This window comes from Bacillus sp. EB106-07-01-XG149 (assembly GCF_058791555.1).
The window spans coordinates 19680-33282 of record NZ_JBYTDP010000005.1 but is presented as its reverse complement, the minus strand read 5'-3'; the positions used below and the strand labels follow the sequence as shown (position 1 = coordinate 33282).

10 protein-coding genes and 1 pseudogene are annotated in these 13603 nt (G+C 37.9%); 3 read left to right on the top strand and 8 right to left on the bottom strand.

All coding sequences use genetic code 11. From position 1 onward, the window contains the following. Nucleotides 1-32: 32 nt before the first annotated feature. The 7 genes and pseudogenes from rpoE to AC3WTA_RS19865 all read right to left on the bottom strand — a co-directional run bounded on the left by rpoE (nucleotide 33) and on the right by AC3WTA_RS19865 (nucleotide 8086). Nucleotides 33-560, bottom strand: a complete 528-nt coding sequence (rpoE, locus tag AC3WTA_RS19895) for a DNA-directed RNA polymerase subunit delta (protein WP_001009785.1) — start codon at nucleotides 558-560, stop codon at nucleotides 33-35. Between the two features lie 154 nt (nucleotides 561-714). Further along, the gene (locus AC3WTA_RS19890) at nucleotides 715-1344 is read right to left on the bottom strand and encodes a TetR/AcrR family transcriptional regulator (RefSeq protein ID WP_000238598.1); all 630 of its coding nucleotides are present in this window, start codon (nucleotides 1342-1344) and stop codon (nucleotides 715-717) included. 66 nt (nucleotides 1345-1410) lie between these two features. Continuing rightward, entirely contained in the window at nucleotides 1411-2550 is a 1140-nt protein-coding gene (gene acdA / locus AC3WTA_RS19885; protein WP_000545530.1) for an acyl-CoA dehydrogenase AcdA, read from the bottom strand. A gap of 21 nt (nucleotides 2551-2571) precedes the next feature. After that, on the bottom strand, nucleotides 2572-3702 hold the full coding sequence (locus tag AC3WTA_RS19880) for an acyl-CoA dehydrogenase (RefSeq protein ID WP_001009066.1): 1131 nt from the start codon (nucleotides 3700-3702) through the stop codon (nucleotides 2572-2574). 72 nt (nucleotides 3703-3774) lie between these two features. Continuing rightward, on the bottom strand, nucleotides 3775-4626 hold the full coding sequence (locus AC3WTA_RS19875; RefSeq protein WP_000538863.1) for a 3-hydroxybutyryl-CoA dehydrogenase: 852 nt from the start codon (nucleotides 4624-4626) through the stop codon (nucleotides 3775-3777). A 56-nt stretch (nucleotides 4627-4682) separates the two neighbouring features. Beyond that, nucleotides 4683-5965: pseudogene (locus tag AC3WTA_RS19870) on the bottom strand (acetyl-CoA C-acetyltransferase). 9 nt (nucleotides 5966-5974) lie between these two features. Further along, entirely contained in the window at nucleotides 5975-8086 is a 2112-nt protein-coding gene (locus AC3WTA_RS19865; RefSeq protein WP_001086763.1) for a (Fe-S)-binding protein, read from the bottom strand. Nucleotides 8087-8439: 353 nt separating this feature from the next. On the opposite strand from AC3WTA_RS19865, the gene cls reads away from it, so the two are divergent. The 3 genes from cls (at nucleotide 8440) to AC3WTA_RS19850 (ending at nucleotide 13427) form a co-directional block, all read left to right on the top strand. Further along, on the top strand, nucleotides 8440-9633 hold the full coding sequence (gene cls, locus AC3WTA_RS19860) for a cardiolipin synthase (RefSeq protein ID WP_000465812.1): 1194 nt from the start codon (nucleotides 8440-8442) through the stop codon (nucleotides 9631-9633). Between the two features lie 33 nt (nucleotides 9634-9666). Beyond that, nucleotides 9667-10620: a UV DNA damage repair endonuclease UvsE gene (gene uvsE / locus AC3WTA_RS19855; protein WP_000605887.1), complete on the top strand. Its 954-nt coding sequence runs from the start codon at nucleotides 9667-9669 to the stop codon at nucleotides 10618-10620. Nucleotides 10621-10748: 128 nt separating this feature from the next. Further along, nucleotides 10749-13427, top strand: coding sequence for a DUF4084 domain-containing protein (locus AC3WTA_RS19850; protein WP_002096177.1), 2679 nt, complete (start codon nucleotides 10749-10751; stop codon nucleotides 13425-13427). Nucleotides 13428-13443: 16 nt separating this feature from the next. Here the strand turns inward: AC3WTA_RS19850 and AC3WTA_RS19845 are convergent, their stop codons facing one another. After that, on the bottom strand, nucleotides 13444-13590 hold the full coding sequence (locus tag AC3WTA_RS19845) for a quorum-sensing peptide PapR (protein ID WP_000734737.1): 147 nt from the start codon (nucleotides 13588-13590) through the stop codon (nucleotides 13444-13446). Nucleotides 13591-13603: the final 13 nt, after the last annotated feature.

Here is a 13603-nt window from a genome sequence, read left to right as displayed (position 1 = left end):
ATTCTACATGGACGATAATGAAAAGTCAAGAACTACAGTTCTTCCTCTTCTTCTTCTTCAGTTTCATCGTACTCAAGTTCTTCTTCGGCGAAGTCATCTTCATCATCTTCATCTAAATCATCAAGATCATCGTCATCTCCGTCTTCTTCTTCAAGAACCTTGTCCAAATCTTCTACCTCTTCTTCTTCATTTGCGTCTGCATCTTCGAAGTCTTCATCTTCTTCGATGTAGTCGTCAAAACCGTCCTCTTCAACTTTACGTTTCTTCTTCGGTTTTGGCTGAGGTAAGATTTCTTCATCAATTTGCTCATATGGGTACCAGCTACGTAGTCCCCAACGATTTTCTCCTAAATTAATGAAACGTCCATCGATGTTTAAATCTGTATAAAATTGTGCGAGTTTCGCATTAACTTGCTCTTGAGATAGTCCCAGCACTTGAGCGATTTCTCGAACCAACTCGTTGAATGTCGTTGCTTGTCTTTTATCCCCTAAAACGCTATGTACAACTTCAATCATTGAACATTCTTTTAGCTCTTCTGGTGAATATTGCTTAAAATTCACTTATGCGGCACTTCCTTTCTTCAAATATAACCTTATATATAACGGTCTGCTTAAAAAAATCCATACTATTCATTATAAACAAAAGTCGTACAAATATGCTACAAAAAAAACGGGAAACTTTAATATGGTAATAAAATTATAATTTGTCTATTCCTTATTTCGGAAACATATGCGCTCCTTGCAGTACATACCTAATTTGCATTTCTGTATATTCTTCAAGCGTATACAGTTTTTGCAGGGCCCAACGTCTAAATCCCCACATTTGTCCTTGTATGAAAATGTTATGTGCAAGAAGCTGTATCTCTTTTTTATTTAATGTAAATGTCCCATTTTCTGTACACTGCTCTAAAATATTCTCAAACATCCCGACCATTTGAAACTCTTTTTCTAATACATATGGAAGTGATTCTTTCGGTAAAAAACGTACCTCTTGATACATAATTAATACTTCTTCTTGCAATTCATCCATCACTTTAAAATAATTCGTTATCGCTATCTTTAAGCTTTCTATACTTCCCTTCTCTGTACACACTACTTCCTCTAATCTTTCTTTTACATGTTCATAAATACTATCACAAACTAAATATAAAACATCATCTTTTGTACGAATGTACTCATAAAGTGTTCCAATACTAAACCCAGCCGCCTTCGCAATCTCTCTCGTTGTTGTACGTGGGAACCCTTTTTGCTTAAACAATTGCACCGCACCTTTAATCATTTGTTCACGTCTTAACGCAACTAATTTTTCATCTTTCACGGACGCATGTACATTATGTTTAACCATCCCCTTCACCTCTCTCTATTATTTTTTGGAAGGAAAAAGCGTAGGAAAATACCTACGCTTTCATTCCTACTTCGTTAACATACGAGAAATTACAAGCCTTTGAATCTCTTGTGTTCCCTCATATATTTGTGTAATCTTTGCATCGCGCATATAACGCTCTACTGGATAATCTTTCGTATAACCGTAACCACCAAATACTTGTACCGCTTCAGTCGTCACCTTCATCGCTGTATCGCCTGCAAATACTTTTGACATCGCTGACTCTTTCCCATACGGAAGCCCTTCCGATTCAAGCCAAGCCGCTTGGTATGTTAGAAGACGCGCCGCCTCCACATCCGTTGCCATATCTGCAAGTTTAAAGCCAATTCCTTGCTGCGCCACAATTGGTTTCCCAAACTGATGACGCTCTCTTGCATATTCTACAGAAGCATCTAAAGCCCCTTGCGCAATACCGACTGCTTGCGCGGCAATACCGTTACGGCCGCCATCTAATGTTTGCATCGCAACTTTAAATCCTTGGCCCTCTTCCCCGAGTAAGTTCTCTACAGGAATACGGCAATCTTCGAACATAATTTCAGTTGTTGGTGAAGAGCGAATTCCTAACTTGCTTTCCTTCTTCCCAACTGAAAATCCTGGTGTATCACTTTCCACAATAAACGCGCTCGTACCACGCTGCTTCGATTCGGGATCAGTTAACGCAAAAACAACATAAATATCAGCAATACCACCATTTGTAATAAAGATTTTCGATCCATTTAAAATGTAATGGTCTCCATCTCGTTTCGCAGTTGTCCTCATTCCGCCAGCATCTGAACCAGAACTTGGCTCCGTTAAACCGTATGCGCCAATTTTCATTCCTTCTGCCATCGGTCGTAAAAACTTTTGCTTTTGTTCTTCCGTTCCAAATTTAAAAATTGGCCAACCAGCAAGTGAAGTGTGTGCAGACAGTGTTACACCTGTTGAAGCACAAACACGAGATAATTCTTCGATAGCAATTACATACGCTAAGTAATCGCTTCCAATTCCGCCGTATTCTTCAGGCCACGGAATGCCGGTTAAACCAAGCTCTGCCATTTGATCAAATAGTGCTCGATCAAATCTCTCTTCTTCATCACGCTCAGCTGCCGTCGGTGCTACTTCGTTCTTAGCAAAATCCCGAACCATTTTTCTTATCATTTCATGTTCTTCTGATAGTTTAAAATGCATTCCCGTCTCCCCCTTGTCCTTTTATAAAGCTCGACTAATAACAAGTTTCTGTATCTCACTCGTTCCTTCATATATTTGCGTGATTTTCGCATCACGGAAAAATCGTTCTACTGGATAGTCTTTCGTATAACCGTAACCGCCAAATACTTGCACCGCTTCAATCGCAACTTCAACAGCCGTCTTAGAAGCGAATAATTTCGCAATAGAAGCTTCTTTACCGCATGGTAATCCTTGCGCTCTTAGCGATGCCGCTCTGTATACAAGTAATCGCGCTGCTTCTACGCTAGTCGCCATATCTGCAAGTTTGAATCCGATTCCTTGCTGCGCCGCAATTGGCTTGCCGAATTGCTCACGCTCTTTCGCATAATCAATCGCACATGCTAGCGCCGCTTCCGCGATTCCTAATGCCTGCGCTCCGATTCCAATTCGTCCAACATCTAAATTCGCCATTGCCACCTTAAATCCTTGTCCTTCTTCACCAAGTAAATTCTCGGCCGGCACTTTCATATCTTCAAACGTAAGTTGTACCGTGCGAGAACCAAGAAGTCCCATTTTATGCTCATCTTTGCCGATAATTAAGCCCGGTGTATCTTTCTCTACTATAAATGCAGAAATCCCACTTTTTCCTGCCTCTGGATTTGTAGAAGCGAATACAATGTATGTACTTGCTTCACCGCCATTTGTAATAAATACTTTCGATCCATTAATAATGTAGTGATCGCCTTTCTTTACAGCTCTTGATTTCAAACTCCCTGCATCTGATCCTGCATTTGGTTCTGTTAATGCAAATGCACCTAAATATTCACCAGTCGCAAGTTTAGAAACATATTTCTGCTTCTGTTCTTCTGTTCCAAAATATAAAATCGGATTCATTCCAACTGACGTATGTACAGCTAAAATTACACCAACCGTTGCACTTACCTTTGAAATTTCCTCAATTGCTAAAATGTAAGAAATAAAATCCATTTCTGCCCCGCCATATTTTGCAGGCGCTGGAATACCCATTAGTCCAAGCTCACCCATCTTCTGCAAAATCTCTTTCGGGAACACCCCTTGTTCCATACTAGGAACAAAGGGAGCTATTTCCTTCTGCGCAAAATCTCGAACCATTTTCCTCATCATTTGTTGCTCTTCAGTAAAATGAAAATTCATGTACTCCGCCTCCGTTTGCTATATATCTTTTTAATAATTTGGTAAGACCACTATTTTAATAAAAGGAGGACTTTATTCGTAAACGTAGAAACCACGGCCTGTTTTACGTCCTAACCATCCTGCGTTCACATACTTGCGTAATAATGGACATGGGCGATATTTACTATCTCCTAATCCTTCATGCAACACTTCCATAATGTATAAACATGTATCTAAACCGATAAAATCAGCTAATGTAAGTGGTCCCATCGGATGATTCATACCTAGTTTCATTACTTCATCAATCGCTTCTTTAGTCGCTACACCTTCATATAACGTATAGATCGCTTCATTAATCATCGGTAATAAAATACGGTTCGATACAAATCCTGGGAAATCATTTACTTCAACTGGCACTTTTCCGATTTTTTTCGTAATATCTTCAATTGTTTCGTACACCTCATCATCTGTAGCTAAACCACGAATAATTTCAACAAGTTTCATAACTGGAACTGGATTCATAAAATGCATGCCGATTACTTTTTCTGGGCGTTTCGTTACCGCTGCAATTTCAGTAATTGGTAGAGAGGACGTATTCGTCGCTAAAATTGCGTGTTCTGGAGCGATTTCATCTAGATTCGCGAAAATTTTCTTTTTAATGTCCATTTTCTCAACAGCCGCTTCAATAACAAGATCCGCTTCCTTCACACAATCTAAATCAAGCGTTACTGTAAGGCGATTTAACGTCGCTTCCTTCTCTTCTTCCTTCATGCGTCCTTTTTCTACTTGGCGCGCTAAGTTTTTCGTAATAATAGCCAATCCTCTGTCTAATTGCTCTTGTTTTAAATCTTGTACCTTCACATCATATCCTGCCATTGCACATACTTGTGCGATTCCCGAACCCATTTGTCCTGCACCAATTACAACTATTTTTTGTACACCCATTCTTTCTTCCCCCTTAATATAAATTGTTAATAAATCAAAAATCACCTACACGTAAATTAACGAACTTCAATCATAATTGCGTCACCTTGACCGCCACCGCTACAAATAGAAGCAATTCCAATTCCGCCGCCGCGCTGCTTCAGTGCGTGGATAAGTGTAACGATAATACGCGCGCCACTTGCTCCAATCGGATGTCCCATTGCTACAGCGCCGCCATTTACATTCAATTTGTCTGGGTCAATTCCTGCGATTTCTGTACTTGCAATTGCTACCGCTGCAAATGCTTCATTAATCTCGAATAAATCGATATCTTCAATTGTCTTGCCTGCTTTTTTCAACAATTCGTTAATTGCATAACCTGGCGTTCTTGGGAAATCTTTAGACTCCACTGCAATTGCTGTATGTGCCAAAATTGTCGCTAATGGCTTTCTTCCTTCTTGCTTCGCTCTGTCTTCGCTCATTAATACGAGCGCAGCACCGCCATCATTTAGTCCAGGAGCATTACCCGCTGTCACTGCCGACGTCTTATCAAATACAGGTTTTAATTTCGCTAATTTTTCAATCGTTGTATCCGCGCGCGGTGCCTCATCTTTTGCAACGACGATAGGATCGCCTTTTCTTTGCGGAATCGTTACTGGCACGATTTCCTCTTCAAAACGTCCTTCTTTATGCGCTGAAACCGCACGCTGATGGCTACGATATGCCCATTCATCTTGCGCTTCGCGAGAGATTCCATCTTCCTTCGCAACTTCTCCGCCATAAACACCCATGTGTATACCTGAAAATGCGCATGTCAAGCCGTCAGCAACGTTTAAATCGATGATTTCGTTGTTACCCATTCTGTATCCCCATCTTGCACCTCGTAAAATGTAAGGACTGTTACTCATAGACTCCATACCGCCAGCTACAATTAGTGATTGATCGCCAGTACGAATAATTTGATCCGCTAACGTAACCGCACGAAGCCCTGATGCACAAACTTTATTCACTGTTTCCGTCTGTACTTCCCAAGGGATTCCAGCAGCCCTCGCAGCTTGGCGTGATGGAATTTGTCCCTGTCCACCTTGAATAACTGTTCCAAATATAACTTCCTCAACATCACTAGCAGAAACATTTGCTCTCTCAAGCGCCGCTTTAATTGCAATTCCCCCAAGTTCTGTTGCCTTCACGTCTTTTAAAGATCCTCCAAATTTCCCAACCGGTGTTCTTGCAGCGCTTAAAATAACTGTTTTACTCATATCTATTTCCCCCATCTCTTTTTTAGGACCGAGCGCTCGCTCGGTGTTCTTACGTTGAGAAGAGGTGCAATGATTGCACCTCTCTCTAAAGTTGTATTCATTCCTACAAATTACATCGCTTCTTTCTTCTGTCCGATAACAGAGCGTTCTAAAATCTCTGTTACATCAAGAGTTTGAACCTTCTCTTCTACTTCTTTCGCTTTCGTCCCATCGCTAATCATCGTTAAGCAATATGGACAACCTGTACCGATAATGGATGGTTGCACAGCTAGTGCTTGTTCTGTACGAGCAACGTTAATACGTGAACCTGCTGTCTCTTCCATCCACATTAAGCCACCACCTGCGCCACAGCACATTCCGGTTTCACGGTTACGTGCCATTTCTACAAGATTCACACCAGGAATTGCTTTCAAAATATCGCGTGGTGCTTCGTATACTTCGTTGTATCTTCCTAAGTAACAGGAATCATGGTACGTAACTGTTTCCTCAATAGCGTGAACGGGTTTTAAGCGTCCTTCTTTCACCCACTGAGCTAACAATTCTGTATGATGATAGACTTCTGCTTGCAAACCAAAGTCTGGATACTCATTTTTAAATGTGTTATAAGCGTGAGGATCAATCGTAACGATTTTCTTCACTCCTGCTTTTTCAAATTCCTCGATATTCTTTGTCGCCATCTCTTGGAAGACAAATTCATTTCCAAGACGTCGCGGTGTATCTCCAGAATTCTTTTCTTTATTACCAAGTATCGCGAATGAAATGCCTGCTTCGTTCATTAACTTCGCAAACGATATCGCAATCTTCTGACTACGATTATCATATGATCCCATTGAACCAACCCAGAATAAATATTCGAACTCCTCGCCAGCTTTCGATTTTTCTTTTACAGTTGGAACCGTTACTTCATCATCACCTTGGCGCCAAGTTTCACGCTCTTTACGGTTCAGTCCCCACGGATTTCCTTGACGCTCAATATTTGTCATCGCACGCTGCGCTTCCGCGTCCATCTTTCCTTCTGTTAAAACGAGATAGCGGCGTAAATCAATAATTTTGTCAACATGCTCATTCATAACCGGACACTGATCTTCACAGTTACGGCACGTTGTACAAGCCCAAATCTCTTCCTCTGTAATAACATCTCCGATTAAACTCGGATCGTAAGCAAGCGTTGTAGCTGCTGATTCTTGTTGCCCTTTCCCAGCTGCCATCATCGCTAACTGATTTCCTTGTGTATTATTAAAAGCAACTACTGGAACCCACGGTGCTTTTGATGTCACTGCTGCTCCTTTATCAGTTAAATGATCGCGAAGTTTTAAAATTAAATCCATCGGCGATAACATTTTCCCTGTCCCTGTTGCTGGGCACATATTTGTACAGCGACCACACTCTACGCAAGCGTATAAATCAATAAGCTGATTTTGTCTAAAGTCTTCGATTTTACCAACACCAAATGTTTCTTGCGTTTCATCTTCAAAGTCAATCTTTTCAAGTTTCCCTGGATTTGAAAGACGACCGAAGAAAACGTTAACTGGTCCCGCAATTAAATGCGCGTGTTTTGATTGTGGAACATACACTAAAAACGTTAACAAAATTAGTAGATGCACCCACCAAGAGAAATAGAACACAGAAATGGCTGCGGTTTCATTTATTCCCGAGAAAACGTAAGCGATTGCAGAAGCGATCGGTTCACTCCATGAAAGCTCCTCGCCGTGCCATATAATTCCCATCCCATTACCGAGTAGCACAGAAATCATTAAGCCACCAATAAAGATAAGAACAAGGCCTGATTTGAAATTACGTTTTAAACGAACTAGCTTCTCAACATAACGTCTATGAAAAGCCCAAAAGACTGCAATTAAAATAACAAGTGTGACAATTTCCTGGAAGAATGTAAATGCAGGGTATAGTGGTCCAAGTGGAAGATGTGATCCTGGTGCGAGTCCTTTCCAAACGAAGTCAATTGCTCCAAATTGGACAAGAATAAATCCGTAAAAGAACATAACGTGAATAATGCCGCTCTTCTTATCTTTCAGCAGCTTTTTCTGACCGAAAACATTGACCTTAAGGAGATCCCAACGCTCTTTAAAACGACGGTCAAATTCAATCTTTTTTCCTAACTGTATGTAGGCCATCCTCGTCCGTATAAGATACACAAACAAATATCCCGCATAAGCAATAACAGCAATGGCAGCCAGCCAATTAATGATCAGTAAGCTATTCATTTTTATGCTACCCCTCTCTTTGTAAGCCCTCTTTCTTTTTTAGAATCTTCAAAAACATATAATTTTCTGAATTTTTTCCCCTATCTTCATTATATAATGAGTGAGCATTCAGTCAACAGTTTTTTGTTATACAACAACATATTTTTTAATAAAGCTGTTTATTTCGGTGAAACTATAAAGTGAAACTTTAATCCGTAGGGGGTTGTTTCCTCTCGCCTGATTCCTTTAAGTAAGCCTAATTTTTAAGTAGGAGGCTTACCGCCCCTTAATATGGGATAAGGTGAAGCCAATCGGGATTTTCCGGGCAGCCAGCAAAATGAAGGCGAAAAGAATGCAAAGGAGGGAATTCACTTATGTTCTTCTTATCTCTCTTGTTAATATGCGTTACTCTTTGGATCACAATTGACCTTTTATATGGGAGGATTCTTCATTTAAAGCGTGTGCGCTCTCGTACTTTTCCTTTACGTCAAAGTAATTTTCACCTTTATACATACGGGCAAGATTTATATGATGCTTTATTTACTGATATACAACAAGCAAGGCACCATGTGCACGTTTTATTCTTCATTGTAAAAAACGATAAAATCAGTCGTGAATTTTTAAAGTTACTTATCGATAAGGCACAGGAAGGAATTGAAGTAAGACTATTACTCGATCGATTGGGAAGCCATTATTTATCAAACGAGGCAATTCGTTCCCTACAAAAACACGGCGTCTCTTTTTCATTTTGTCATAAAGTGAAATTTCCGTTCCTTTTCTTTTCTGCTAATCAAAGAAACCATAGAAAAATTACAGTTATTGACGGAAAAATTGGTTATATTGGTGGATTTAATATTGGAGAAGAATATTTAGGGCATAATCAAAAATTAGGATTATGGCGCGATTATCATTTACGTCTTACAGGCGAAGGTGTACAAGATTTACAAAAACAATTTTTACATGATTGGTTTGATGATACAAACCAAAACTTATTGGATACTTCTCTTTATTTTCCGAAACTGCAACCTGGTACCATCCAACACCAATTTATTCCGACCGATGGGGCCTATTTACAACATACTTTTCTACACTTAATTGAAAATACGAAAGAAGAACTCTTTATCGGTACACCATATTTCATTCCTGGAAAAAAAATTATGCACGCTTTATTAAAAGCACGAAAACGTGGGGTTCAAATAACGATTCTCGTTCCAGAAAAAGCTGATCACGCCCTTGTTCGAGAAGCAAAATTTCCATATTGCCGAAAGTTAATACAAGCCGGGTGTAATATTTATGCATTTCAACAAGGTTTTTTTCACGCTAAAGTTATTATAGTGGACGATTATATTTGTGATATCGGAACTGCAAACTTTGATATGAGAAGTTTATATATTAATCATGAAATCAACTGCCTTTTATATGATAAACATTTTATACAAACAGTAAAAAACAGATTCCATAAAGATTTAGAAAACGCGTCCTTACTTTCCTTTAAAGATGTTAGCCCCCTTTCTCTTATTGATAGAGGGAAAGAATGGATAGGAACGATACTTTCTTTCTTCTTATAGGAAAGATAATGAGTAAAAAGAGGTGTATCACATATGATTATGCGGTTCGGATATGTTTCACATGCAATGGCACTCTGGGACTGCTCTCCTGCCAAAACGATGACATTTACAAGCTTTCAAAAGCTCAGTAAACAAGAACGAGAAGATAAATTGTACGATGTTACAAGGCAAAATCTTGAGCATACAATACGTATTCTTCATTACAATATAGCGCATGAAATTCCGTTATATCGTTTATCCTCTTCCATCGTCCCACTTGCAACACATCCCGAAGTCGAGTTTGATTATATCGGGGCATTTACACCGCTTTGGCGTAAAATTGGGGCATTAATTAAAGAACACAATTTACGAGTAAGTTTTCATCCAAATCAATTTACGCTATTTACAAGCGACAAGCCACATATTACAACTAACGCTATTACAGATATGTCCTATCATTATAAAGTATTAGATGCCATAGGAATTGCAGATTCTTCTTATATTAACATCCATGTAGGTGGTGCCTATGGAAATAAAGAACAAGCGGTTGGACGTTTCCATGAAAACATAAAAAAACTTCCTGCACATATAAAAGAGCAAATGACGCTTGAAAATGATGATAAAACATATACAACTGCTGAAACTTTATCGATTTGCCAAAAAGAAAAGATTCCATTCGTATTTGATTATCATCATCACATGGCAAACCTTTGCGAAGAACCGCTAGAAGTATTACTCCCTGCAATTTTTGAAACTTGGTCACATACAAATGTCCCTCCTAAAGTTCACATTTCCTCCCCTAAATCAAAAAAAGAATTTAGGGCTCACTCTGAATATATTGATTTAGAGTTTATTAAGCCTTTCTTACACATTGCAAAAAAAATCAACCATAATTTCGATATTATGATTGAAAGTAAACAGAAAGATTTAGCAATGCTGCAATTAATACATGAATTATCCTCTATAAGAGGGATAAAAAGAATAAATAGCTCAACATTACAATGGTAAATTGTAATGTTGAGCTATTTTTTTCAAAAAAAGTAATTTTTATAGTAAAAAACAACCTATTGTATATGCTATGATTGGAATTAGCATTTTCCACCTGCGATTCAACTTTATTGAAACGGAGCCATAATATGATTAATCAAAAAAAATATGTACACTTTGTCATGATGTATATAATTATATTTTCCCTTTGGATATTTCTTATCCCTAAGGACTTGAATATAAAAGAAATTGGAATTCTCTTCTTATTTTGCTTTGCTACACTCTTTTCTTGCTACTGCCTATATAAGGCAATAAAAAAAATGAAGCGCGGTGACAAACTATTTTGGGTTTTAGTACTATGCACTTGCCTATGTGGATTGACAATGGAGATAACTTTATTCCTTCATTCACTTTCTATATATGACCAAGTCATATTCTCATATAAGGCATTGCCCTTTTTCATCGTACAATATATTTTGCTCTTCTCTGGCTTTGCTATCAAATTCATAAAACATTACTCTATTAGAGGCCTTGCTCAATTTTCATTCGATAGCATCTTTATTGTTATTATGAATATTTATTTTACTCTAACTTTTATTTTGGATCTTTCAAGCTTTCGTATGTTAACAACAGATACTTGGGTTTTAATTGGATACTTTATTGCACAATCATTAGTAATTTACGCCGTTATTAGCCTATATAGAAGAGAACAATATTCTTCAAGCAGAATTTCATTAATTATCGGCTTTACTATTATACTCGTTTACGGATATATACATCTGTTCCAACTAAACATGGGGATGAAAACTTCTTCTGAAGTCTCTTATTTAGTACATACTGCTTCAATTTTATTAATTGGTTTATCTTCCATACTATACATTTTGGACAAACCAATGCAGCATGAAACGAAAACAAAGTATTATCGATTTGATTATGTGCGCTTTATATTACCCTATTTCAGTATAATCATTACTTTTTTCTTTATTCTTATTCAACCTTGGGATGATAAGTTCATGCTAATTGGTCTAGTATTATCACTCATCTTATTATTCCTACGACAACTTTACATGTGGAAAGATAATCAAGCACTAATCGATACATATGAACAGTTGACTACACAACTAGAAGGCAAAGTAGAAGAGGGTGCATCTGCGTTATCAAAGAGTGAACAACGCTATAAATCTTTATTCGAAGATCATCCTGATGCCGTTTTCTCTTTAAATATGGATGGTATATTCCAACAATCTAATACAGCTTGTGAAAGCTTATTTACTGCCTACTATTGTGAAGTAGAAAGCTATTCTCTTCTACACTTTATTGACTCAAAAGACCATGATCTACTAAAGAAAGCTTTACAAATAACAAAAGAAGGTAGACCACAAACTTTAGAAGTTCGCACAAAAGAAAAAGAAGGCTACTACTATTACCTTCACGTTACACTCATCCCTACTTTCATAAACAAAGAAGTTGTTGGGATGTTCGGCATAGCACGTGATATTACAACTTTATATGAAAAACAAAAACAAGTAGAACATTTAGCCTTTCATGATGCACTTACTGGATTACCAAATCGCCGAAAGTTTGAAAAAGATTTAAAGAACATTTTAAATACAGCTCAAACTAGCGCAAATGATGTTGCCGTCATGTTCCTTGATTTAGATCGATTCAAAAAAATTAACGATAGACTTGGTCACGACGTCGGAGATCTATTATTAATTGAAGTAGCAAAAAAGTTACGCAGTTGCTTGCGTTCGAAGGATGTCGTTGCTCGCCAAGGCGGAGATGAGTTTACAATTCTATTACCAGATATGTACTCAGAAAAAAGTGCTGCTTTTATAGCTGAGCAAATTTTAACGGTTTTAAACAAACCATTCTTCATTAAAGATGAAGAACTTTCTATTACACCGAGTATCGGAATTGCAATGTACCCTGATTACGGAACAGATGTAACAGAATTAATGAAAAATGCTGATATGGCTATGTATCGCGCGAAAGCAAATGGAAAAAACAGATTTGTTTTCTTCTCAAAAGAAATGAGTATCGCCCAAAATGAAATTCAATTCTTAGAAGGCGAACTTGCAAAAGCATTACAACAAAATGAATTTTTCCTTGAATATCAGCCACAAGTAAGCACAAAAACAAAACAAATTATCGGTTTTGAAGCATTAATTCGTTGGAAGCACCCAAAACTCGGCATCGTGTCTCCTGCCCAATTCATTCCTCTAGCGGAGGAAACCGGATTTATTATTGAACTTGGAAATTGGATTTTACGTACCGCTTGCTTAGAGGCAAAAAGATGGCATAATCAAGGGTTTTCTCACTTAAAAGTCGGTGTGAATTTATCTGTTGTTCAATTTAACCATGCAGATTTAATCCCTACTATTTCAAAAGTGTTAGAAGAAACCGAACTAAAATCAGAAGCACTAGATATCGAAATCACAGAAAGTATCGCAATTAATCAAAATCAATCTGTCATTTCCAAACTAGAACAGCTTCAAAATCTCGGTATTCAAATTTCAATCGATGACTTCGGAACTGGTTATAGTTCTTTAGCTTATTTAACAAAATATCCAATCAACACATTAAAAATTGCTCGAGAGTTTATTTGCGGAATTACAACTAGTCCTTTAGAGGAAGCGATTATCTCCTCCATCATTACACTATCTAAAGAACTAAATTTAGAAGTTATTGCAGAAGGTGTAGAGACAGAAGAACAATGGAAGTTTTTATATGAACAAAACTGTGACCACATTCAAGGATTCCTTATTAGCAAGCCTGTTTCTAGTAAAGACGTTTGGATGTTACTACACAAAAAAACAACCGTCTAAGTAAGACGGTTGTTTTTTAATATTCAAAAGGTAGATCTCCAGCTAATTGTACCTCTTGATCATTATGAGAAATTACTTGGCTTTTCTCTAATGCTGTATTACCTAATGAAATACCCCATGCCATTGCTAACGTTAATAGGCTACCAATAAGTAGTTTCTTCATATTCCATCACCCA